Source organism: Heyndrickxia sp. FSL K6-6286 (genome assembly GCF_038630395.1).
In the GTDB taxonomy this organism is placed as follows: Bacteria; Bacillota; Bacilli; order Bacillales; family Bacillaceae_C; genus Heyndrickxia; species Heyndrickxia oleronia.
Genome location: NZ_CP152029.1, coordinates 4696505 through 4721454 on the forward strand (window position 1 = coordinate 4696505; position 24950 = coordinate 4721454).

18 protein-coding genes are annotated in these 24950 nt (G+C 32.8%); 1 reads left to right on the top strand and 17 read right to left on the bottom strand.

The window, feature by feature from the left end:
• Positions 1-151: 151 nt before the first annotated feature.
• The 3 genes from MHI39_RS23680 to MHI39_RS23690 form a co-directional block, all read right to left on the bottom strand.
• Positions 152-1280, bottom strand: a protein-coding gene (locus MHI39_RS23680) for an IS3 family transposase (RefSeq protein WP_152984831.1) whose coding sequence is annotated in 2 segments (ribosomal slippage) — positions 152-1015 and positions 1017-1280 — 1128 coding nt in all. Because the reading frame shifts where the segments join, the coding sequence is not laid out codon by codon here.
• A 280-nt stretch (positions 1281-1560) separates the two neighbouring features.
• Complete coding sequence (locus tag MHI39_RS23685) at positions 1561-2424, bottom strand: ABC transporter ATP-binding protein (protein ID WP_071977451.1); 864 nt, start codon at positions 2422-2424, stop codon at positions 1561-1563.
• Positions 2421-4457: an ABC transporter permease gene (locus MHI39_RS23690; protein WP_342540341.1), complete on the bottom strand. Its 2037-nt coding sequence runs from the start codon at positions 4455-4457 to the stop codon at positions 2421-2423. Before MHI39_RS23690 ends, MHI39_RS23685 begins: the two co-directional genes overlap by 4 nt.
• A gap of 894 nt (positions 4458-5351) precedes the next feature.
• Between MHI39_RS23690 and MHI39_RS23695 the strand changes: the two genes are divergently transcribed.
• Positions 5352-6275, top strand: coding sequence for a GNAT family N-acetyltransferase (locus tag MHI39_RS23695; protein WP_342540342.1), 924 nt, complete (start codon positions 5352-5354; stop codon positions 6273-6275).
• A gap of 938 nt (positions 6276-7213) precedes the next feature.
• Here MHI39_RS23695 and MHI39_RS23700 read toward each other — a convergent pair.
• The 14 genes from MHI39_RS23700 to MHI39_RS23765 all read right to left on the bottom strand — a co-directional run bounded on the left by MHI39_RS23700 (position 7214) and on the right by MHI39_RS23765 (position 24821).
• The gene (locus tag MHI39_RS23700; RefSeq protein WP_342540343.1) at positions 7214-10096 is read right to left on the bottom strand and encodes a DEAD/DEAH box helicase family protein; all 2883 of its coding nucleotides are present in this window, start codon (positions 10094-10096) and stop codon (positions 7214-7216) included.
• A gap of 62 nt (positions 10097-10158) precedes the next feature.
• Positions 10159-11082, bottom strand: a complete 924-nt coding sequence (locus MHI39_RS23705) for an HNH endonuclease signature motif containing protein (protein ID WP_342540344.1) — start codon at positions 11080-11082, stop codon at positions 10159-10161.
• A gap of 11 nt (positions 11083-11093) precedes the next feature.
• The gene (locus tag MHI39_RS23710; RefSeq protein ID WP_342540345.1) at positions 11094-11681 is read right to left on the bottom strand and encodes an AAA family ATPase; all 588 of its coding nucleotides are present in this window, start codon (positions 11679-11681) and stop codon (positions 11094-11096) included.
• A 23-nt stretch (positions 11682-11704) separates the two neighbouring features.
• Positions 11705-12541, bottom strand: coding sequence for a hypothetical protein (locus MHI39_RS23715; protein ID WP_342540346.1), 837 nt, complete (start codon positions 12539-12541; stop codon positions 11705-11707).
• A 126-nt stretch (positions 12542-12667) separates the two neighbouring features.
• Entirely contained in the window at positions 12668-14809 is a 2142-nt protein-coding gene (locus MHI39_RS23720) for a hypothetical protein (RefSeq protein ID WP_342540347.1), read from the bottom strand.
• Positions 14810-15246: 437 nt separating this feature from the next.
• Complete coding sequence (locus tag MHI39_RS23725) at positions 15247-15519, bottom strand: hypothetical protein (RefSeq protein ID WP_342540348.1); 273 nt, start codon at positions 15517-15519, stop codon at positions 15247-15249.
• A 468-nt stretch (positions 15520-15987) separates the two neighbouring features.
• Positions 15988-17116, bottom strand: a protein-coding gene (locus MHI39_RS23730) for an IS3 family transposase (RefSeq protein ID WP_152984831.1) whose coding sequence is annotated in 2 segments (ribosomal slippage) — positions 15988-16851 and positions 16853-17116 — 1128 coding nt in all. Because the reading frame shifts where the segments join, the coding sequence is not laid out codon by codon here.
• A gap of 48 nt (positions 17117-17164) precedes the next feature.
• Entirely contained in the window at positions 17165-18799 is a 1635-nt protein-coding gene (locus tag MHI39_RS23735) for a DUF262 domain-containing protein (protein WP_342540349.1), read from the bottom strand.
• Positions 18792-20531 (bottom strand): DUF262 domain-containing protein, encoded by a 1740-nt coding sequence (locus tag MHI39_RS23740; RefSeq protein WP_342540350.1) that lies wholly within the window; start codon positions 20529-20531, stop codon positions 18792-18794. The genes MHI39_RS23735 and MHI39_RS23740 overlap by 8 nt, the downstream gene beginning before the upstream one ends.
• 959 nt (positions 20532-21490) lie before the next feature.
• A complete protein-coding gene (locus tag MHI39_RS23745; protein ID WP_342540351.1) occupies positions 21491-22903 on the bottom strand; it encodes an SIR2 family protein in 1413 nt (470 codons plus the stop codon).
• Complete coding sequence (locus MHI39_RS23750; RefSeq protein ID WP_342540352.1) at positions 22867-22998, bottom strand: hypothetical protein; 132 nt, start codon at positions 22996-22998, stop codon at positions 22867-22869. The genes MHI39_RS23745 and MHI39_RS23750 overlap by 37 nt, the downstream gene beginning before the upstream one ends.
• Positions 22999-23087: 89 nt before the next feature.
• Positions 23088-23510, bottom strand: a complete 423-nt coding sequence (locus MHI39_RS23755; protein WP_342540353.1) for a hypothetical protein — start codon at positions 23508-23510, stop codon at positions 23088-23090.
• A 526-nt stretch (positions 23511-24036) separates the two neighbouring features.
• Complete coding sequence (locus MHI39_RS23760; protein WP_342541483.1) at positions 24037-24276, bottom strand: hypothetical protein; 240 nt, start codon at positions 24274-24276, stop codon at positions 24037-24039.
• A 62-nt stretch (positions 24277-24338) separates the two neighbouring features.
• A complete protein-coding gene (locus MHI39_RS23765) occupies positions 24339-24821 on the bottom strand; it encodes a hypothetical protein (protein ID WP_342540354.1) in 483 nt (160 codons plus the stop codon).
• Between the last annotated feature and the right edge of the window lie 129 nt (positions 24822-24950).

The following is a 24950-nucleotide window of genomic DNA, read 5'->3' on the forward strand; positions in this document are numbered from 1 at the left end:
TCACTGGGGCTAGGGGGGTGGTAGGTGCACATTTTTTTGCGAGTGATTCATCCTACTCTATTTTTCCTTCTCAGGGGAGGTTCTGTCAAGGGCGAGCGGAGCGAGGGCTAGCCATACCCTTGACAGGTTCTTCCCTGAGAAGTATCATCCCTTATGGATGAATCACTCCGAGGCCATAAACGGAGGCGGGGGGTTTATAGCCAATCGATTGGTGAGGGCGTTCATAGTTATAGAAGTGGATAAAATTGTTAATCTCTTTCCTTGCTTCTCTTGGACTCTCGTAATCTTTTAAGTAAACCTCCTCATATTTAATCGTTCTCCATAACCTCTCTGTAACAATATTATCAAGGGCTCTTCCTTTGCCGTCCATGCTAATTCGGATGTCCTTATCCAGCAGTAATCCGGTATATTGGGGACTGGTAAAATGGCTACCCTGATCACTATTTAAGATCTCTGGCTGTCCTACCGACAGAGCCCGTTTCACTGCCTCCAAGACAAAGTCAATCTCTAGTGTTTGGTCTAGCTCCCAGCTAACGACAAAGCGAGAATACCAGTCTATCAGAGCTACAAGATACATCCAGCCTCGTTGGAGGCGAATGTAGGTAATATCGATTCCCCAGACGTGGTTAGGGTGGCTAATGGCCAAATTTCTAAGAAGATACGGATAGATCCGGTGCTCAAGATTGCGTTTACTAAGGTTAGGGCCGGGAGAAATCCCTGCAATGCCCATTTCCCGCATATGACGTTGTACAGCCTTGCGATTAATATTTATTCCATTGTTGTTTAGAACAACAGTAATTCGCCTAGACCCAAAATAGGGATGCTTGGTATAAATTTCATCAATCTTGTGCTTGATAAATATTTCCTCAGGAGAAGGCTCGACTGGCTTATAATACAAGCTAGTACGATTGAGCCCAAGCAGCTGAGCCTGGGTAGTGATTGGCAGCTCTTTATCATCCCAATCAATCATTTGAATACGCTCGGCCCTACTCCTTGATTCCAGATTTTTTTTTAAGCCACGACAATTGCGTGGTTAAACGGCCAACCTCAGCGTAGAGGTTTTCAATTTGATTTTCATATTCCGCCTTCATTTGATCCGCTTTTTTATTTTCTTTAGCGAAGATCGAAGGCATTTGATCAAGAAATGCATTCCTCCATTGTCTAATTTGATTGACGTGAATTCCATGAGATGAAGCGATTTCATTCATGGTCTTTTCTTCCTTTAGGACCTCTAGCACGATTTGAGCTTTAAACTCTGGTGTGTATCGATTTCTTTTCATAAACCTACTTTAACATCTCCTCATTTCGTGTCTAGTTTCTTGGGTCCATTATATCTTGATACATTTCACTCAAACGGTACATAAGACACCAACATGAAAAAGGGATGTAAACACCTTGTATTACAATAAGGTTATTATAAATACCTGTTTGCTCTCTTGGAATAAAAAGTATTAAAAACACAGCGAAGATAAACATTATAATTGGGACAAAAAAGATAATACCCATTGTCTTACGATCAAAGAGGAAGAAAGCATAAAGTTTATAAACATATTTCTTCATCTATTTCACACCCTTGACAATCGCCAAATAACCATCTACAAGTCTAGGTGCTACCGGCATTGCATCTACTTCCTTTTCTAATGAAAAGATACGAATATTTAAACCCGTTTCTTCCTCGGTAATTTGTACTACTTCTTTTTCCATCATTATTAAGTCTAAATTTTCCGGTGATACATTATATTCATAAACATATCCTTCCGCGTATGCCTTCATTGCTGAAGGAGTACCCTCAAATAGTACTTTCCCATTCTTTAAGACCCCAATCTTTGTGCATAAAAATTCTATATCTTCTACAATATGAGAAGAAATAATGACAGTTCTTTCGGAGCCAAGATTCCTTAATAAATTTCGAAATCGAATTCGTTCCTCAATGTCTAGACCTGCAGTTGGTTCATCAAATATTAAGATGGATGGATTCCCCATTAATAGCTGGGCAATTCCAACCCTTTTTCTCATTCCCCCAGATAGTTCAATCATTTTTTTATTTTCATGGCTCTGTAGATTAACCTTCTTTATTACCTGATTAATAATCGTTTTCCTTTTATGTTTATCCATCATTCCTTGAAGCATAGCAATATGGTCTAGTACTTCCACTATTGTAATATTTGGATAGACCATGAAATCTTGTGGTAAATATCCAATTAGTGTATTTTGTTTTACATACTTACCCTTGGTATAATCTTCTCCGTTTATTTCAATTCTCCCGCTATTCATGGAAATAAGGCTGGATAAAATTTTCATTAAGGTAGTTTTCCCAGCACCGTTTGGTCCAACTAATCCATATATCCCCTCTATATTTAATGTAATGTTAGATAGTATCTCATGTTTTTTGATTTTTTTATTTATCCCGGAAACCTTTATCATTTTACCCTCTCCCTAAAACCTTGAAAAAGTTTTACCGTTTTTAACCAACTATCCGAAACGTTACTCATTTCCTTATACCATAAAACTAAAAATTCCTTTTGTTGTTTCTCCGATAAATCATAGAATTGTTTATAAAACTGCTCAACAATTTTTTGCGTTGAATATGGAGGTTCTGCACTTGTAGGAGCAGAAACTGGAGATTTAATCTTCACTTTATCTCGTATATAAATAGAAAGAATATCATTAAACGCAAAGATTTGTTCATAAGAGGAAAGTGTTCTTTGATTATAATTCCACAGTAGTGCAGGGATAAAGACTTCAGGAATTTCTTTTACCGCAGAACTAATATTTAAAAGTGTTTCATGTTGAATTAGAAGATGATCACTACTTAAATAAGAATTCAATTCCCAATTAGGAGATACTAGTACGATTTTATTAGGCAACTTCATATCATTTAAATGAAACATATCCCTAATTTCTCTATTCACTTCAATTAGATATTTTTCATATACTTGCCAGTCCTTTGAAATATCCGACCAAGAATTGGGGTAAATCACCTCTTGTCTACCGAATTTCTTTTTTGTAATTTCTCCAGCAATAACTGTTATTCCACCCGAAACATCACCACTATAGGTTCCATTTCTATGAGAATGCAAATTAGTATAGATAGGGATTTCACCATTAAACGTTAAATTATAATGAATAATTTTTTTGGATTGCATAGAAAGGGATTTTATTGCATCGCCGTATACATTTTTATATGTAAATGGTGCATGATCAGATTTTACAGGTATCCAACTAAAGTAATTCGGTAAATACAAATAGTTTTCTGAAATTGGAATCTGGGCTGAGTCTTTCATATCATAATAAAAAGTTATTTTATCGTTTGGCACTTTAGACGACCTTCTCACCGTTACAAAATCACCATGTTGCACAAAAGGTAAATGATTACCATCCCTATCAATCACTTTTTTCACTTTAAAAAAGTGATAAAGTACAAAAGATAGAGTATTATTCATGATATTATTTACTGTTACCTTCGTTTCTGCCGAAACATTCTTATCAACGTTTAATGTAATATCATATTGTTTGATAGAATACTGTAAATAATTTTGAGCAACATCTTCTTTTGGTACTTTATAATACTTAATTTCCTTAGCAGAATTTTCATAACTAAAAATTGGTTTTTCATCTTGAAATATGTTTGGAAAGATTATGGTATTACCGATTAGAAGAAAAAGGCATATTATTAAGATAAAAGTTTTATCACGGACTGTCCGAGCTGATTTTAGAAGTAAAATAAACACAATACCAATGGCTGAAATACACCAAAAAGTAATTTTTAAATATGCAGATTCAGAAGTATTATAACCAACTAATTCATTAAACGAATTTTCACTATGGAGGGGACCAATATAGAATAAACTACCTAAATCAGAAAATGAAAGTTTACGAAAATATGAAGAATATAATTCTGTGTTCATGGGTCCAATCGCTATCCAGACTACAATCATTAGTACAAAGCTAATTTTGCCTTTTCCAAATAGCAGTGCAACTAAAATACCTAAGAAATATGCAAAAACAAATGGTAAAAACCAATATACAATGATGTAAGAAGCCGTTTGTGAATAGAATGAGGAAAATGGAATTCCAACTGAGTGGAAATAGACAAAAATGAAGGAAATTTGTGCACCTAAGAAAATAACTAAAAATAGTAAATGGTTACACAATAATGCAGCAATTTTTAATAATGTAATTCGAAAAGATCCAACAAATAAATTATTTGCACCAAATTTGTATTCGTCCGAAAATAACCTATAAAAGAAGACAATAAATAATAACATGACGGCTTGAATAATAAGCATCATTTCTCCTACAAAGCTCCCATAATCCATATAATCATAAGCTTTATTATCATCAATAAAAAATCTCAGAAATAACATAACAACCATAAATAGCATGGTCCCTAAATAAAAGAAACTTTTCAGTAATCGCTTATTATAAAATAAGAACAAATTAAAAAAAATGTTCATTTTAACATGACACCTCATTTATTGAAGGAAATTCATAAACCATCTTTTAAGGAACAAGATATAACCTTATCGGAAAGGTAAATGTCTCACTACTGGTACGTTTCCTAGTGAGTTTCTTAATAATATTCAAGATATCATCTTCTTCATCCATTTATCCAACTTATTTTACTTTATTTTACAATATTAAATTATAAAGTGTAATTCCTTTTATCTAAAATTTGGGAATTTATCATTCACATTCAAAGAACCGATATAATAAATATCTTTATCAAAGCAAGGCTTTAGTATTTCTATTAAAAACCTCTGATTTAGAAAGCAACATTCATAATGTGGAAAATGATGGAGAAACCAATATAGGAGATGTTTAAAATGAAAAATTCGGCTAGTATACTGCTTGAATCTGATCTTCATTTTGGTGATGAACCGCCTACAAAAATCGAAGGTGATATTGACAGCTTCATGCTGTGTAACATGAGACTAATATAATACCTGCCCTAAGACGCTCGTATTCCTCTTCTATGCAACCGAGTAGTAAGAGGTACCAGTAGCTAGCATCTTGGATGAGTGGTCTTAGGGACAGTTTACGATCATCTGACGCGCATAAAATTTTCATGAAATTCTTGTACTTGTAAATAAGGTGTTCATGCCATTGGTTCTTGCTCAATAAAGTATAACTGCATTTGAACAGTATTACATACATGTGGAGAAAACAATTATAGTTGTAAATTATGTTTGATACAATAGTCATGGTATGTTAATGTCAATGATAATAACAGTTAAAGGAGGCGTTTGTTGTGAGTAATCAAATGTTAGCAAAGGGCGAATTCATTAAGGGGAACTCGCATAGCTAGCCCTCTAAACTGCGAATCCCCCACTACTGAGAGGGGTATTGTTTTGAGCCAATCATCAACAGAAATTTTCATTCGTAATTTCCAACATGGAGACATGCTATTACTTGGCGAGTTGTATCAATCAGTAACAGCAAAAGAAAATGCAACATTTTGGTGGGTCGGGGACGAAGATAATTGGAGTAACGTTTATTGCGCATTTGAAGATGGGAAAATGGTCGCTAAGGGGCAAGTTAGCATCATTAACGTTGTACCACCCGGTCGTTCAAAAGAGAACAATCATTCCATCTACGTCAATCTTAAAACCATTTCCGAAAAAGAAAACGACATTGCTTTGCTCGAAAACGTCTATCAGTATCTTTTCATAAGAGCAAATCAATTAAAGGAAACCTTGCCTAAAGAATACGGAACAATGCTTTGTGTTGGTAACGATTCAACAGAAACAGCAAACAATCAGTTTTTTATCCAAAAAGGATACCTTCATCTGAATAGTTTATATCGCATGAATCGAGATTTGAATGAACCGATTCCTGAGTTAAAGCTTCAAGAGGAGTTGCAATTCTCATACTGGAAGATGGAAACCTCTGACGAAGAAAGAGATTATCTTAATGTAGAAGCTGAAATTTGGCCTGACACTCCACTAGGACTTAATAGGTTGACTGAATACAAGAATAACAAACTATGGACATCCATGGTCATACGTCAATCAGACGCTATTGTCGGCGGACTGATGGCATGGCAAGAAGCAGACCACGGTGTAATCGAGGATGTTTTTGTCCGTGAACCATGGAGAAAACGCGGAATTGCTAAGTATTTGCTTACACAAGCTTTAAAATATCTCAAATCTCATCAGCTACAAAACGCTAACCTCATGGTATTAACTACAAATAAATCTGCCTTGTCTGTGTACGAATCGGTAGGGTTCTGCGCGGATAAAGAGGAAATAAGATACTTTACAAAACTGAATTAGGCAACAAAAAAGAGGGGTTCTCAGCCCCTCTTTACTATTTCAATACATCTCCGATTTAATTGTCCTTGTCCATTTAAAATAAACTCACCACATCTTTACCCCACGCAAACCCGTATTCTACCGTTGCCGTTTAAAATAAAGTCACGCTATCTTTCCCTCATTTTCACACATTTTCGATCACGTTTTGACCGTTTTCACACTTTTTTTTCACGCTTTTTGTTCATGTTTTTTTCGATTTAAAAAGAAGTTCTGTAAGTTAAAGATTGAAGAAAGTCAGTAGTGACAAGGGTTCCAGAGATTTAGGATACACGACTTTATTTTAAACACGAAATACAAGATGTTGCGACTTTTTTATAAAGTACAGGACTTTATTTTGGGGTTACAGTCCTTCCGCACTAACAGTGAACAGCACTCCACATGTGTGGAGTGCTGACGGTAGGAATATCATAAAACAAAATGGGATGTAGTGGTGTAATTTCTTTTTTATTTCAATGAGTTTTGCGTGATACAAATCACCTGTGGCGATTTAAGAGGCAAAATATTAGACGAGGGTTGGATTTTCCAACTCTTGTCTATATTCTTCTCTTTTAAATTGGCTTTAAGTCCACTTAGAACTTTCATGTCACTCATAACATGTTCATTTAAGTCAAGATTAAATCATTATGCAGCTTTTTACTTTTCAAGCAATCATGGTGACGGCGGGTGTTACTGATCTAAAAACCTAAAACCTTACCATATCAACGTTTACAGGGCTTATTTGACCATTGAAAAATGCTCTTACAAAGGAATTAATAAGGTTTTACTAATTTGCTTACGGAGACAAGAAAAAAGAAAAACTTTATTTATTCTATTAAACATTATCTTTTTAGACTTGATTTTCGATAGTGGCTTATGTGTATTTGCTAAACATCGTTTTTTCTAAGCAATTAATTTATTTTTCAACTCCCCCAAATTTCAAACTCATTAGCAGATCCTGAATGTTTAATGTAGTGATTAGTTGCTGCAAGTAATTCTGCTATTTTTTCTGTCATTTTCAGATTTTTCTTTATTGATGGTTGAACTGCAATAATTTTCGCTTTTATAATCTTATTAGAAAGGAGTTGACTTTTTAAAGTATCAAAATCTCCTAAAATAAACTGGCAGTATCCTGAATCTCTTCTGTTACTAAGCTTATTTCTAAATACAGATTTTGATTTTAACCAAATTACAGATTTTATAGCTTGTCCTAAAACATCGTATAAATCGTTTACCGAATTATTGTATGTTTTGGCTTTCATGGCTTTCACATGATAAAAATGTATATTTATTTCGGATGGGGTCGTTATTATTCCAATGTAATCTGCAATTTCCCCCGTACCATGATCATAAATTAAATACTCATATCCATCACCTTTTAAAATTACTTCTAAGGCATCATGAATAGAAATAAATCCCTTTTTCTTGGGTTTTCCGAACTCTAGTTCAATATCTGTATTATATATTGACCATTTTTTCTGTTCAATTAAAATAGGTACAAAATTTTCAATTTTAATATTATTTTTCGCGATTTCACTATCTGAAATTAAACATAAATCAGTAGTTAGAAATTCAACTGGGTTACCTACTAAATACTCAGAAATTTTCATATGTCTTCTGCCTACTTGAACTAACAATTCATCTTCTTCTAGTGATGTGATATTACCTTCAAGATTTAGAGCATATAAATAGTCTGTATCTTTATATTTACACTTAAACTTAATCTCATTCTTTGTAATGCTAACTAGGCTGATATCTAAGTCTAATATTGTACTTTCTCCAACCTTTTCATCTAAAAATAGCGGACGAGGATTTGAGTAAGTACTACTTGCCCATCTTATTAAAAATATAGTATTAGGAAATTCGATAATTTTTTCTGGAATAGGAACGAAATCAAAAGCAGTATTAGTTTTTACTATTAGTCTTTGATTTTTTATTTTTGTTGCACTTATATTACACCATTCAACAAATTCTTTGATAGATCCATATGTACTACTCCATATTTTCGAACCGCTACTATATCCTAGTGTATAGTCAACTCCATCTTTTTGAGCTTTACAAAAAACATGTCCTGCCGCATATAATTTACCAGTTGCCGGATCAAATGTATTGCTAACATCTGGCCCAGAATTTATTACATAGGATTCCTCATTTGACACACGATTTTGTAACCCTGAATTGAATATTTCGAAATTTTCCATATCCCCTAGAACTTTATGTAACTCATTCCTACTTAGTTTATAAAATTGATTTTCTCCACAGTATGATGATGCGATAATTGTATAGAGATTTTCACTTTTTAACTGTGAATTTATAAACAACAAATTAAATTCTGGTGAGTAATGCATTACAATTAAATAGAAGTTATTATCATATATGCCACTTTCTCTAGTAGCCCACTTTGGTACAACCGTTTCACTTAGTATAGCAATTACTGTGTTATCTTCTGTATTAATTAATAAACTTTCTATTTTAAATCCAACTTCAGGAAAATCAGCATGTATATTAAATGAAACAGTATGAAAGATTTTTGCATGGAAATTTGGTCTCATGTTAATTATTTCATTACTTATTTCAGTTCGATTAACTAATTTGGGAGTAAACTTGTTAATAAATCTCTGATTTTCTTCTTCATCAGTGATTTGCGTTTCACTTAGATTAATAATAATGTCTTTCCAGACAGCATCTGAAGAAAATAATTTATGGTTTTCTAAAATGAACTCTTCATCGTTAACAGCGATAAATTTTGCTTCACCAATTTCTGATGCATTGGTTCTTGCAAATCTCCCAATAAATTGTAAGGTAATTGCTAAAGATTTATGTGGAGAATGTATCGCAGCAATTTTTAAATTAGGAAAATCAAACCCCTCTGCCATCATATCTACGCAAACTACACCGTCTAATTCAGAGTCCAGTAATTTTTTTATGACATTTCTAATAGTTTTTGCTGAAAGTCTACTATGGACTATTTCTAAATTTAATTCGGTATTTTCCTTATAGATACCATATAAAATTTTAGCTTCTTCAATTGAACCTGCTCTTACCATTAGTGAGTGTTTCAAACCCTTAGACTTATCTTCAAAAAATATTTTTTCTGTTTCTAAGGCTATTTCTATATCCTTAGTTTCTTTATTTTCAATTTTAATAGGTATAAATTTAACTTCACCAAACACTTTATCTTTATATGCTTGTGAAAGTGAATATCTATAAATCAAATCCGCTTGTAGTTTTTTATTATCTAGTCTAAACGGAGTAGCTGTAAAAAGAATTTTATTTGCCTCTGAAAAATTTTCAAGTGCTTCTCTCCATTTTTTAGCTGGCTCATGATGTGCCTCATCAACTAATACTAAATCGAATAATTCTGAGCATTTCGGATTCATTGAGATATTCCAAGCTCCCTGTGGAGTTGCTACAACAACATCACTTTGAATTATTCTTTCAATATGGTCCTCCACTTTTGTGTCAGTTAGTTCAAATACAATTGGCGACATACAAATCTCAGGTAAAACATTTATGTGTTTAAGTGTTTTTAATTCAGAAAAGTTTTCTGCTATTTGATTTCTTACTAGAATTGAAGGAGTTATAATCAGAACTTTTTTTGATTCTAAAATATAAGGACTCATCATTAAAACAGCTGTTTTACCAGTACCAGTTGGTAATACAATTAGCGCCTTATTCTTATTCTCTCGTGTGAAATATGATCCAATGGCATGTATTGCCCCCAGTTGAGCATTCCTTAATCCATTAGTTTTATCGGTTGCTTTAGAAAAATATATATTAGTATAATTTTCTTGAAAATATGTCATCTTACGCACCCCCTCATAAATTCCATAGTAATACCTATTTAAATAAAACTCTAAAATATATTCTAATTTTTAAGATAAAAACTCTGTAGTTTAGGAAGAGCTTCTTCAATAAACCATTCTGAACTTTTTAAAGCTTCAAACATTTTTGTTTGCCATGAATTAGCATCTTCAGACCCATATGATTCATAGTTATCATTTAAGAAATCAAAAGCCTTCCTTGTTGGATTAGAATTATATTCTGTTACCAATGATTTTACTCTTTTATTAAATTCCCTAGTGGCATTATCAGCATATAATTTACCTAAATTAAGTAATTGAAATTGATAATTTATACGTGATTTAAGTACTGTATCAGTAATATTATTTGATACATGAAAGGAAAATGTGATTGGCCAAGTATTTACTTTTACTCTACATTTTAACCAATCTATTAAACTTATATCATCAAAATAAGGGTGAATTAACATTTTCTCTTCAATAAGATTATAATCATCTAATTTATCTTTATTACAATCAGAACAACATGGAACCAAATTGATTGGCGTCACTGCAAAAGAGATAAATTTAGATTTCGGAAGATAGTGGTCAACCGTTTTAACTTCTCTATGTGAACAATAAGGACAAAGGTTGTAGTATGTGTTCGATAAAATCGAGTCATATACCTTTCGACCAATTTTTTTCGAATCTGGCTTATCGACTAAAAAGTTGGTATAAACTTTTTCCATCTCCGTAACATTAATAGTTTCGGGAATTGATTCTTTTAACTCCACAGTTTTAGGGATACTTATATTAACTTGTTCCCTTATAGTATAAAGCTCCTTCTTTTCTGCTAAAGATTGATAAGACTTCTCTTCAACTATAAGTTTAGTTTTTATCGACTCTAATCTAGTTTTTATAAACTTATTTTTTTCGTTATCATGACGCCCATTAAGCATTTCATCAAAGTAATTTTCAATAGAGTATTCTGGAAGCTTTAATAAATACATATTATTACCTCTTAAATCCCGTTGATTTCGTTTATATAAGTTCTAATAATTGATTTTGCCTCAATACTAAGTTCATTATTAAACCGATCAAGAACTAAATCGTAGTCAGGTGTTTCTTCAGCTATTTTTCTAAGTAACGCATGAAAACCCGTTTTTGGAATTTCAAGCCCAAATACTTCTTCTGTTAAAACACCCACATTCTCTCCAAAGGTTTCAAAACGCGGTCTTTCAATCTTTACTTTACTACCATGCTTACGAATAATAGACACACATGACTTAGGAACTTCTTGTAAAACAACAGGTGAATGTGTTGCTAAGATTGCTACTGCATTTTCGGCAACCGTTATTTCTGAGATTGCACGTACAAATGCCGATAGTAAAGGTGGATGCAAATGGGTTTCGGGTTCATCAATTAAGATTAATGTCTTTTCAACAATTAATTCAACTATTTTAGTAAGCGATAATAATATTATTTGATGTCCAGAACTAAGAACATCAAATATTTTACTAAAAAAAGTACTACATTCTTCTACTGCCTGATTATTTTGAGGCTGTTTAATGAAGTCCTCTAGAATATCAATTAAACCAAAATTACCCAAATTTTCATCTGCTGATAAAATCTCTAACATTCGATGAAGGTAATAATGCCTTTTTTTGAGAGAATTTTACTAACAGACTCATAAAATTCCAACTTTAAATCTTCTTGTGTCTTTGTTTTTGATTCTTGTGTTTTAACACCAACATAAAAATACTCTTTTCCAGAGTCATTAGATTCATAATGACCGTTTTTATCGAAAATACTAAAAGAAATAAAAATTGCATTTGAGAAATCTTCATTCAAACTATCCTCTAAGTATCCATCTATTATTCCTTTAAGAGTAGTTGTTTTCCCTGTTCCATTTGTGCCAATAATTGCATGGATATTAGTAGGTGGTAATGATTCTGGCACTACTTCAAAATAAAATCTCGATTTCTCTTCGTCAGATTGAATACTAAAGTTAAATTTATAATTTGTTAAAACTGCACCACCACGCGTAATTCTACTAAATTGCTTAGTGACCGTCTTTCTATTTAACTGTCTTAACAATGAGGTTTTAACTACTTCTTCTTCAATTACTTCATCATATAACTGGTTATTGTAAGCAATATCTTTTAAACCAATTAAACACTTTAATCGAACTTCATCACCCAATTTCCGAAGTTCACTATAAAAGCTTACGCTTTGTCCCAAAGAGAAAAAACCGTCCGGAATGTTATCAAAACTATTCGGGAGAACAGTAGACCCTTCTTCTTGACCTTTATATCCGATTTTAACGAAACCTATTTCAGTTTCATTCAAATTAATATCAAGATAAAATAACTTATAGAGAGTATAAAAACCATAGTCATTCCAGTTATCACTTACTAAATGAAAACCCGATTTATTTCTACGAGTTTTAAATGGTGTTAAATAAAACAATTATTTCCCCTCATTTATAAAAGATTTAATGTTGTAGACTTTATTTTCTTAACAAAAGAAACACTATATACAGACACTACAGATTCTCAACAGCTATCCTTTTAAAAAACTTTGTCTAAGTCATTTCTATTCAAATTCTTTGATATTACGTGAATTACTTATCTTCTCTCTTGTCGTTTTAAGATGTTTATATGCTGACTCTGGTAACATTTGAAACTGTTCAGGACCTATAACATGTGTTATTACTTTTGTTAACTCTTTATTTTTGTTCATTCCCACCAATATGCAATAGGTTGTCTCATCTTCATGTGGAATTCTCTCCATTAAAAAACGTTTGCGTTGGACTACATCTCTAAATAATTTATTGGATGCATGGAGTAGGAATATCATTATAACTGGTAATTCACTGATTCTATCTTCTTTTTTATAATTGAACGCTATATATGGAGTTAATATTGCTTTGTGATTTTTATATATCGCAAGCCTTTTACTTCTTGATAAAAGAAACTCATTAATATTACCCCTCGTATAGGAATCTAATAAAAGAAGGTATCTTGCAGCCCGTATACACAAATGATCTTTTGTACTATCTAATAATTTGATTAGTTGTTCAAACATGAAATCCATCTTTTGTTTAGGTTTTGGTGCAGGCCCAATTAAGAGGTCAAGAAAACTTCCTCCTTCACCATCATTAAAATCGGAGTTAATTTTCCTTGCCATGTAGGCATCAATTTCATCTCTATGACTAGCAATAAATATTTCTCCTATGTCTTTTTCATCAGCAATTTCTTGAATACTCGTAGAATAGTCATTATATGCAAAATACATCCCTATATGGTCCAATTCATCATTAAGCTTTATATAAGGATTCTTAGCGGCATGACTCCTTTGATATAAATAATTTAAAAACAAACTTGGAGAATCAAATAGTTCAGGGTATACTCGCAAATCATTAGCGGAAACACACCAAACAGGTAGGTCACTAGTTTGAATGAATTCAGTTTTTTCAATTTGTGAAGCAATTTCGTTAAAATCATCTAAAGTAACGCAGCAGGCTTGGATAAATTTAATATTCTCAATAGAAGTTATTGGCTTATATCGCCTTTTACTCTCTTTATGATAAATATTTATCTTTCCATTCTTTTTGTACTCTTCATAAAATCGTAGAGATTGTTCATAAGGATTTTTAGCTAATTCATTTAATGATTTTTTATAAGCTTCTTCATCTGAAAAAGGTGAGACTGGTGATAAAGCTCCACCCTTTACTTCTATAATTATCATTACATCATCAAAGAGAATAATACCATCACATTCGCACCATTCATTTTTTCCATTTGCTCCAACTGGTGCTTTATAAAAGATATTTTGAAACATTTGTGATGTAGGTAAGATGGATTTAAAAAATCTAAATGGTAATGACTCCGATAATTCCATTTGTATTTCATTTATCCTATTTGAAACAATCCCATTTTTCCTACGCAAAGCTCTTAGAACTGTTCTATAAAAGTTATCTATTAAATTATCAATAGAAAAACAATAATATTTACCATCAATATCAATAAAAGGCTTATATTTTATCGGAGACTCCTTCAACATTACATGTAGGTCACTTTCATAAAAGTCCCTGCATTCGCCCTGTCGAAGTGATAATTCCTTAATAAACTCAATTGGCCATCCTGTTATACGCTCAACATTGAAATAATCAGCCATATTTAGTAATATTTCGACTGACATTACCTCTTCCAGTGAAGCACCTGAATCTATCAGATTATCCATAAATCCCAAAGTACGTAAATGTCTGCTTATTGCCAAAAGGCCTTCTACTACATCAAAACTTGTTATGCCAAAGTTCTCATTAAATAGATCCGAATACGGAGACAACATATCCGTAAAATGTTCTTTTTCAAAAAACGGATATAGCGTTCCAGAAACGTTCATTTGCATTCCTTGAGAATATTTGATTAATTCATCTTTTGGTGCAAGATTTACATAAACCGTTGCAACTGTATAAAGCTTTTCCAATTCTTCTACATAGCAAGTTATATCATCTTTATCTAAGTATGAATTTCCTTCGTTTACATCACTAGTCACTATAAGATTTTGTGTAAAGTCAAGTAATTTATTCTCATAAGGCATAACATTTCCATGAACTGATGCTTCTATGTCCCCAAAATGCTTGAAAAATTTATATCCATGCAATTGAATCAAAGTTATCAAAGGATCTGCTTGAGAAATTACACTTCTAGTCTTTGTTAGACTTTCCTGCATAGTTGTCTCCAACTCTGTTAAATCCATAAAAGGTAGTGCATTTGGTGAATCATTTACAGACATTTCTCCAGCTCCTTATTCTTTAATTTTTTCATCACTTATATTTTTTGACCTACGAATCAGTTCATATTGTATTCCGGCATTTTATCTCATTTAAACATTATACATAATATTTCCAGAAAACAACACTTTAGGGGAATAAATGTTCTATTAACTGATTGATAATGCTAATTTAAATTTCATTTAAATAGAGATTTGAACTAAGTACAAAAAGAATAATTTGCTCTAATCCCTTGACTACTAGGTATTAACTTGACCACATGCTACCAATTATTAAAAATAGTAATACAAAAAAACCTAAAAAATACTGCTATGTCACAGCAACTTTAGGTTTTAAGTATTTACGATATTTATTTGAAATGAAGTTTTACCCTGACTTAGCTAACTACACTTACACAATCAACCATTTTTTGCACTGCTTCATCAAAATCTTTAGTAGTAGTTACAATTACTTCATTCTTGTTATATATGTGAAAATACTCATCAACAAAATTTAAGGTATAACCACTATGATCTAGTTCAACATATTTGTCATTGTACGCACCAATTGAATCTTGGTAAGAACACGCGATACCTCTTTCTTTTAGTTCTGCATAAACAGCATAACTATAATACTCCTGACAGTACCCACTGGTCATTGTTGTATCCAAAAGTAAAATATCCTTTTCTCCATTAAATCTAATGAAGCGTTTGTTCCCACAGCAATTCTTTAAAATCTGAGGATATCGAATAAAGTATTCTCTCCAATCAGTTACTGTATGTTGCGCAATGATTTTCTCTAAGTCCTCTTTAACTGTATCAGGCGAAATTTGTTGTAATAGTCGTACTAAATAAACTACATTTTTGTGACGTAAGAATCGCTTCCAACTTATATTAAAGTGGACCCCTTCGTCAAGACACTAATTTAAATTTTTTAAGGTGGGTCAGAATCCATTATGGATATCTGCTTTATAGGAGCTAGAGGTGCTCACTGGGGCTAGGGGGGTGGTAGGTGCACATTTTTTTGCGAGTGATTCATCCTACTCTATTTTTCCTTCTCAGGGGAGGTTCTGTCAAGGGCGAGCGGAGCGAGGGCTAGCCATACCCTTGACAGGTTCTTCCCTGAGAAGTATCATCCCTTATGGATGAATCACTCCGAGGCCATAAACGGAGGCGGGGGGTTTATAGCCAATCGATTGGTGAGGGCGTTCATAGTTATAGAAGTGGATAAAATTGTTAATCTCTTTCCTTGCTTCTCTTGGACTCTCGTAATCTTTTAAGTAAACCTCCTCATATTTAATCGTTCTCCATAACCTCTCTGTAACAATATTATCAAGGGCTCTTCCTTTGCCGTCCATGCTAATTCGGATGTCCTTATCCAGCAGTAATCCGGTATATTGGGGACTGGTAAAATGGCTACCCTGATCACTATTTAAGATCTCTGGCTGTCCTACCGACAGAGCCCGTTTCACTGCCTCCAAGACAAAGTCAATCTCTAGTGTTTGGTCTAGCTCCCAGCTAACGACAAAGCGAGAATACCAGTCTATCAGAGCTACAAGATACATCCAGCCTCGTTGGAGGCGAATGTAGGTAATATCGATTCCCCAGACGTGGTTAGGGTGGCTAATGGCCAAATTTCTAAGAAGATACGGATAGATCCGGTGCTCAAGATTGCGTTTACTAAGGTTAGGGCCGGGAGAAATCCCTGCAATGCCCATTTCCCGCATATGACGTTGTACAGCCTTGCGATTAATATTTATTCCATTGTTGTTTAGAACAACAGTAATTCGCCTAGACCCAAAATAGGGATGCTTGGTATAAATTTCATCAATCTTGTGCTTGATAAATATTTCCTCAGGAGAAGGCTCGACTGGCTTATAATACAAGCTAGTACGATTGAGCCCAAGCAGCTGAGCCTGGGTAGTGATTGGCAGCTCTTTATCATCCCAATCAATCATTTGAATACGCTCGGCCCTACTCCTTGATTCCAGATTTTTTTTTAAGCCACGACAATTGCGTGGTTAAACGGCCAACCTCAGCGTAGAGGTTTTCAATTTGATTTTCATATTCCGCCTTCATTTGATCCGCTTTTTTATTTTCTTTAGCGAAGATCGAAGGCATTTGATCAAGAAATGCATTCCTCCATTGTCTAATTTGATTGACGTGAATTCCATGAGATGAAGCGATTTCATTCATGGTCTTTTCTTCCTTTAGGACCTCTAGCACGATTTGAGCTTTAAACTCTGGTGTGTATCGATTTCTTTTCATAAACCTACTTTAACATCTCCTCATTTCGTGTCTAGTTTCTTGGGTCCATTATATATCACGATCAAAACCTTCAATTAAGAAGCTACGATTTTGCCCAGATTCAAGTAAGTAATCACCAAAAGTTAATAGCGCTCTACTTAGTAAATCATTTGGTACATTGAGCTTTACAGCTCCGAAAATTGCAACTGCCTTTTCATAATAATTTTGGAATTTCAACTGTTTTTTATAGAGTTCTTCTTGAGTTAATTGGTCAATCTCGTTAATTTTAATATGAAGTAATAAAAATCCGATGTCTCCTTCAAAATAAGGATAATCTTCTGCTTGCGCTAACTTTTCTCCCCACGCATCATCCTTCAGTATTAACCTTGCTTTTTTTTGTTCTTGTTTAAGCTGATAGCCTGAGAAACCAGTTAGTTTAGTATTTGAATTAGCTAAATACTTATCAAGTTCTCTTACATGCTGAATAAGAACATCAAGTGCTTGTATTGACTGGATATAATCTTCAATTCTATTATAAATCGTATTTACTGATACATTACGAATAAACCGCATCCATCGTTCAAATGATGAAAAATCATTACCATAGAAACGAAGATATGAAATTGTAGCATAAAGCTGCACTCGATCTGTGTAATTGATATTAGAAGTCATTGCTTCAAAAATAAGACTCTCAATGTTAATAGCAGAATTTTGTGTAGTAAGTGTTTCAGAATATAATGAATCCAAAGCATTATTAATATCAGTTAACCAAGCTTCATGGTCAAATTCCAAACTTTGTAATTCTTCAAATCGTATATCATTTTCTTGATTAATTGCTTGAAATAGTCGCCCTCGGTTGGTTTGAAAACGGGCTAATTGATTGTACATTAATGCATAGAAAAATTGTAAAAACGATTCATCATACTCTTGTTGCTTATGTTTCCAGAAATAATCCGACCAAATGGTATCCATTTTATGCATGAGTTCTACACTATTTTCATACTCAACTGATTCTAGATATTGCTGGAATCGCGCTTTAAAGTTTTCAAATGAAGTTAGAGGCTTTCCACGAGCATTCATTTTAATGTACAAAGTATCCTCTAACTGGAACGTATCTAAATCAATAAATTGGAATGTAATAGGCGCGTTTGATTGCAATGTTTCAAATAAATCATTTGGTAAATCATATTCTTTTGCATACGCGTGAATAGTATCAATCATTTCAAGCATTGACAGTATGGTTTGATCATTAACCCACTCATAATAGAAACTTGATTCATTTTGGATTTGAGTTGATAAACAAGCTTCTGATAAATCTAACTCTGTTAAGGAAACGAGCATCTGACAAAATAGTTTACTACTCATACGAGTCTCATAAGTAAACTTCTTGAATGTTTCCTTATTGTTATCAAGCTTATCTTCTTTTAAGGCAATATACCAATATAGTAAAAACAAAGTAGTTAAACGTTGCTGCCCATCAAGTGGTGCAAAATGATTGGCTTGATCGACAGTACCATAAATAAAGTCTAATTCGACTTGTTCCCCAGTTTTCAGTGAATTAAATAGCACTCGCAAAAAATCATGCCGCACAATTTCTACATCTTTATTTTTTCTTCCTTGAACATAGTCCCTTTGAATTATAGGAATAGTTATTTTATAATGATTTATTAACTCCCAAAAACTATAGACCTTAGAATCATGCATTTAAACTCACCTCTTCCTTTGAATGTTTTGTAATAACGGGTGCTAATACATCAAGTATGTTTTGCATATATGCTTCACGGTCTTCTTGATTCCAATAATGAATTTGCGTAGTTTGTTTACTGTAATATTTTAAAAATACATTCTTAGTACAAGGTGGTATATACACACCATTTTGGTCGCGTTTAATGATTTCTTCCCGCTTTTTTGGGAAAATACTATTCTTATAAGAACGGTTAGTTCTAGCGTCTAATAAAGTACAATTTGAGATATGATTTGAATATTCATTTCCAAAATAGTCGACAATTTGTTGTTGAATTTTCTCAAACTCTTCAACTTCCAAAGCCTCTTCCTTAATTGTTTGTATATTTTGTTCTAGCTGTTCTTTGAAATCTAAATCTTCAACAAATGATAAAGCATCTTTAATGTATTCTAATTGTTCTTCTTGTTTTTCAGGTACTTTACTTTGCAATGCATGAATATGTTCAATATCCCATTTTTCATTTTTATAACGATCAAAATCAAAACGTTGCTTAGAGTTCACATCTTGTTGTAGAGTCATAATATTATATAGTAGAAGTGTATCTTTAACCTTTGATCTATCATTTTCATAGTCTAGTTCTGCTATATCCCAATTTTTTATACGAGACTTAATCATATTGTAAAGTGAATTTAGAAACGCATCTTTTTTCATTGTCTTTGCATTTGCCAAAATATTTCTAATAGGTTCGCCAATTTCAAGTAAGTATCCAACCAAATGATATAAGTCACGTTTTACATACCATTCGTTAAACTGATAATAAAGAGCAAGTATCTCTTTCCAAAGAGATTCAACGACCTCATACCTTTGTTCACCTTCATCCACACGACGTTCTATTTCATCATGGAAAGCATGAAACGTTTTATATGATGTTTTTATATTTGTATCGTTAGGAAAATTTGCTGTTACGAGTTCAAATATCCATTCGATATGGTTGTCATACTTTACATTGGTAGGCTGCAAGAAAAACCAAAAATCAGGGTTTTGTAAATGAATTTCGATTTGGTCCCATTGTGTGGCTAATTCAATCTGCTTTAATTTTATGTAATCATGTTGTGATGTATTTGATCCTAAATTTGTTTTACTTAAAAACAACGCTTTAATTAACTCAGCATTTGTTAGAGCAATTTTCCCGATATTAATTCGTGTAAATAAATCGATTGAATCATAATGAGCATCAAGCTCATACCATAATACTTTGACCTGTTCTGTTAAACGCTGCCATATATGAACGGGTGAGTTTTTTTCAGGATGTTGTCTAAACCATTCTCTAATAGTTTCAAATGCATTATACATATGGTAGTAATCAATGTTGTCGTTACGCTGGCTTTCTCCATTTATTATATTGGCAATATACGAACTGCTCCCATTACGAGTTTCATATGTTAGCGTATATCCTGTCCCTTCATAAAACGGAATAATGGACTGGATATATTTTATGATAAGTAATACTGTCGTTAATCGTTGTTGGCCATCAATCACTTCAATAGTATCCTTATGTCCCTTAACAACAATCGGCTGTAGCCAATAGTAATCATCTTTTTTTGGATCCATCTTATGAAACTCCCAAATATCATCTAACAACTCTGTAACTTGAAGAGATGTCCATCGATAACCACGCTGATAGGATGGAATCCAAAATTTTATGTTAGCATCTAGCATTTCACCAATACTTTTTGGTATTAAACTCGACATACTACTAACCTCCCATTTAATTTGCTAATTCAATAGTACCAAATTATTACAATAATTAAATCATTCAATAATAATTTAATTAATTGGATATGTAACAATCTTATCTATAACAAATTAAATAACAAACACCATTTCAAACCTAATAACAAAATACATTAGTGAAAACCTTAACTTATAATAAAACCATTAAAAACCCTTGGTATATTAGGACTTTGGTGTTTTATATAATGAAAACTCTTTTCTGGTTACGGGACTGGATAGAGCTTATTTAGAAACATATCATAAATTTTATTGCTATTATCCTCTATATCTTTCCTTCTGTAGCCCATTTTAGGCAACCTATAAAGGGAAGGAATAAGGGGGTTATTCCCTTTTTTTTACATAAAAAAAGTACTTGATATGATTTTACCAAGTTCAATTAATTTTAAGTTCCCACAATGTTTATCAATTGTTGTGAGATATAAATGATTGCACGACAAATAAGCTGTATGAAACTCTTTTTTAAACAAGGGTCAGCAACAGCTTACTCACGATTTTGAGAATCAATTCAATAATTAGATGGGGAACTCTATATCTGCAATGTTCTTCGTTTTTGATAGTTCCCTAATTTTCGCAAGTTGCTTCTCGCGGAGTTCTCTTCTTTCTGAAGCATACGAATTTACTTTAGGCGTTGATTTCTTTTTGGATGATTTAGAGTAACCAATTTAGTAAAACTGATGATTTGTGCGGAATGATACCTTTTTTCTAAGTTCTGCAACAGCTTGTTGTAAAGAATCTTTGACTGCTAAAATACCGTCAACTGCCCAATAATAAATAAATATTTACAAAAAAGAATTACCATTCAAATAGAATTGGTAATTCTTTTTTGTATTTGCTTCCAACAGGAGATCTTTTATATACATATGCACTCTATTTAAGAGGCAAAAAACAGCATCAGGATTTCTATCCTATGTTTCTTTTTACAATTCCAAATTCATTACTTCTCTTAAAATATCAATTTCATCAGCTGTAAGACTAACTGAAGTACTAGCAAATGGAGAAATTTTAAGAAGCCTTTGTTGTCTGTTAATCGGATGTTCCGCAACTGTTTTGCAATCTTCTCTCATTTTATCTACCCATTTTTTTACGTAACTCTGTATTTGTTCTGGCAAAACTTTAATGTCTGATCCTCTCTCTATCCATTGACCAACATTCCAAGAAAAAGGGGCAGTTGGCTTCCTTCCCCATCTATAGATGTATTCAATTGCTTTCGCTGCAATGACAATATACGATGCTTCCTTGATTCCTTTCATAGATATAAAAAATCGATCTCCACCGTACTTGCTCTTAGGAGTTCTCACATTAGCGGAAGCCATTAATGCTGCTAATACATTAAATTTATTCAATTGATTTTTTAAATGCAAGTTAAAAATAGCAGCATTTAAAGATTCTGTATCTTTGTCGCTTTCTGCTTTTTTTGCTAATTCAACAAATGCATCGACAATATGGCTTTCATAATCAGAGGGAATTTCTGATATATCACAGATTTCACGAAATAACTTAATACTAGTTGAAAAAGGATTCTTTTTTATTGTTTCCTGTAAAAGAATTACTTCTTGCTTGCTTACCACCTTTACAGGTATAGGAGAAGATGGTGTGAAAAATTCTTTCATTTCATCTTCAAACTTTTTGCTCCTTGCTTCTTCCAAAATATTTTTTAGGAAGGTTTCAAAGGCTTCTGAATAGCCTTTAGCATCAGGTATTTCCTTCATTGGATCTATTAATACAATTCCGTATTTATCACACAAAGACTGCAATTCACTACTATACCTATATGCAATCATATAGGAATTTGGCAACTGTCCATAAAATGCTTCCTGAAGTTCAGCAAACATTTCCTGAATATTTATATCTCTAAAACTATAACCTACGAACAACAAATTTTTTGCCAACAAATCCGCTCGCAAGCGAATATTGAGCGCATTCAATGGGTCGCTCATTCTTTTTTTATAATCTTCTTTTGTAAAAACAATTGTTTCTGGATTATTGAGATCGCCATGAAACTTTATATAGAGTAATTCTGACAGTTTCACTTCAGCAAAATCCTTTAATTGCACAATAATTCTATGTTTTCTTCCGTACTTTTCGAACGCCTTTTCCATAACATTATCTTGATTTGTAGTATAAATAGCAGGAACACCCATATTCATCATCGTTAAATGAATATACCCTTTTTCATCATCAAAGTCTGAGATTTCTAACTTACTTTGTAGGAACTCACAGAACTTATCTCTCCCAAATGTATCTACATATTTTTGAGCAATATCTAAATTATCAAACGTAGCAGATGTATGTCCTATTCCTCTGCCATTTCCATTACTAAGGAATCCCAATCCGGCATCATAGAAGCTGAACAACCGGCTCCCATAAATGGGACTAATCTTTGTTGAGCAGCTAAAACACCTAATTTATCAAGTATTTCAGTCATTTTCTTTCTCCCTTGGATTTTGATATCTTTTTTCCATTTATATCACTTATCTTAAATTGATTGTCTACCTATATCTTATTTTATTTTGATTAATTTAAATTAGTTGTATCTACCAATTGTACAGTGTTCTCAACCTCTATTGGTAAAGCGCCTCTAACTTTAGTCATATAGTGATAAAAGCTACTTACCATATTTGTAATAAAAACATCGTAGTCATACTTTTTGGCTATCTCATATGTTATATTCATTAATCCAAACACTATTCTGTTATGGTGTAATTCTTTGGGAACAAACAACTCCGTCATAGTAAGTTCGCCAACAATTTCATCCGGACCAAAAACATTTATGGTAAACATTTTAAACCTAGGTTCATTTAATGTTTTCCCCCATATCTCTATTAAATTTTGATCAGGAGAAATTGAATACCTAAATCCAAGTCTTTCAGTTAATCTATTTAAATGACCTTCGTATTCATCTATGAGTTGTTTTTGTACAGTTAAGACATCGTTCATTTTTATAATATCTCCGTTTCTTTTTACTTATTTAGAATTTCTATCCTTTAGGCATAACAACCATTGAAGGAAATATCCTTCCCTTTCCACTTCTGATTGTATCCCCTGCAACGGTCTGTATCCACATGGTAAATCATTTCAAGGGAAGAAGCCCTATCTTTTTAATATAGCGGAGCCAGCACCTCAATCAAATCCATTAAAGCTTCCGGCAAATATAATTCACAGATCTCCCCATAGCTCCCTCTCATCTTCAAATCTTTATAGCGTTTGCTTTGCCTATTGATTTCGAGCTCTCTCTACGGTGAATTGAAAATCCAAATCTCTATAATTCTATTTTTACTTCATTAAATAGTTATTTAATGAAGTGAGTCTTTTTCTCTAGATATTTCTGGATTAATAAATTTATGAAAACATACAATTTATTCGTTATGTAAGAGGAAAAGAAAGACGACAGATTCATTTCTTATCTGTCGACTGTAACTTCAATACGATTTTTTGGGAGCTAACTTCCCATAGTTAAACTCTATTACAGTTTCGTATATTTCCCTCTCTCCATGAGCCAGTTATTACTCCTTTTAACAGCCCACCAGATAGATTTTTGTATTGCCGTCTTATAATAAGACTGCACCACCTCGTTGTAGAAAGAGGACGATTCAAACAGCTTTACCAATTCCTTATTTGTAAAAACTCTACCCTTTTCAACTTTTTTCTCAAAATCAAGTATAAAATTTAACGTTTCTTCATTAAGGTTATACTTTTCAACCATCACCACTGGAATTTCTCCTTTTCAAATTAATAACAGTATCCGAAGAGATAACTTGTTGCTGCTTAACACGGTATTTTAAATTTACTAAGCAATTGGAAAAATACTTGGATACTCAAACGTGCCAATGGTACAGTCAAAGGCAACATAACAAAAGCATAAATGGTTCCCCAAACTAAGACACCCTCTACATTAACGCCAATAAAACCACCCGCTGTATAAGTTCTAAGGCTTCCTCCCCTGACAAGATACTCACCAAATAAAGCCCCAATAGTTCCACTATAGAGGGTAATAAACAATGCCGATATTAGACTCAATAACCAAAACTTTTCGTTTGATACATTTTCTCGTTTTGCAAAGTAAGATCCTAATATTGAAAAGGTTAATACAAAGGGAAAAACCGTTGCGTAGTATAACCAACTCTCTCCAAATAAAGATGTAAAGCCACCTGCTAGCCCTTGTGTAACCACCATAAAAATAAAAGAAATACAGAAGGATAAAATTAAACCGAAAATAATTCCAATTATAATCCCCTTTGTAATTTTCATAACGATGGTTCACCCCTTAATATATGAAATTGATTTTCAACCTAACTTATTATAAATATCCCTTTTTATTTTAACAGAAATATCCAATTGTTTTTACAATTTTTCTTGTAGATACATTCATATCTATTT

Excerpts from the sequence above, each read along its gene's own strand:
- MHI39_RS23685 (WP_071977451.1), bottom strand. The coding sequence starts at position 2,424 with ATGATAAAGGTTTCCGGGATAAATAAAAAAATCAAAAAACATGAGATA.
- MHI39_RS23690 (WP_342540341.1), bottom strand. The coding sequence starts at position 4,457 with ATGAACATTTTTTTTAATTTGTTCTTATTTTATAATAAGCGATTACTG.
- MHI39_RS23700 (WP_342540343.1), bottom strand. The coding sequence starts at position 10,096 with ATGACATATTTTCAAGAAAATTATACTAATATATATTTTTCTAAAGCA.
- MHI39_RS23705 (WP_342540344.1), bottom strand. The coding sequence starts at position 11,082 with ATGTATTTATTAAAGCTTCCAGAATACTCTATTGAAAATTACTTTGAT.
- MHI39_RS23720 (WP_342540347.1), bottom strand. The coding sequence starts at position 14,809 with ATGCAGGAAAGTCTAACAAAGACTAGAAGTGTAATTTCTCAAGCAGAT.
- MHI39_RS23735 (WP_342540349.1), bottom strand. The coding sequence starts at position 18,799 with ATGCATGATTCTAAGGTCTATAGTTTTTGGGAGTTAATAAATCATTAT.
- MHI39_RS23740 (WP_342540350.1), bottom strand. The coding sequence starts at position 20,531 with ATGTCGAGTTTAATACCAAAAAGTATTGGTGAAATGCTAGATGCTAAC.
- MHI39_RS23750 (WP_342540352.1), bottom strand. The coding sequence starts at position 22,998 with ATGACTGAAATACTTGATAAATTAGGTGTTTTAGCTGCTCAACAAAGA.
- MHI39_RS23755 (WP_342540353.1), bottom strand. The coding sequence starts at position 23,510 with ATGAACGATGTCTTAACTGTACAAAAACAACTCATAGATGAATACGAA.
- MHI39_RS23760 (WP_342541483.1), bottom strand. The coding sequence starts at position 24,276 with ATGGTTGAAAAGTATAACCTTAATGAAGAAACGTTAAATTTTATACTT.
- MHI39_RS23765 (WP_342540354.1), bottom strand. The coding sequence starts at position 24,821 with ATGAAAATTACAAAGGGGATTATAATTGGAATTATTTTCGGTTTAATT.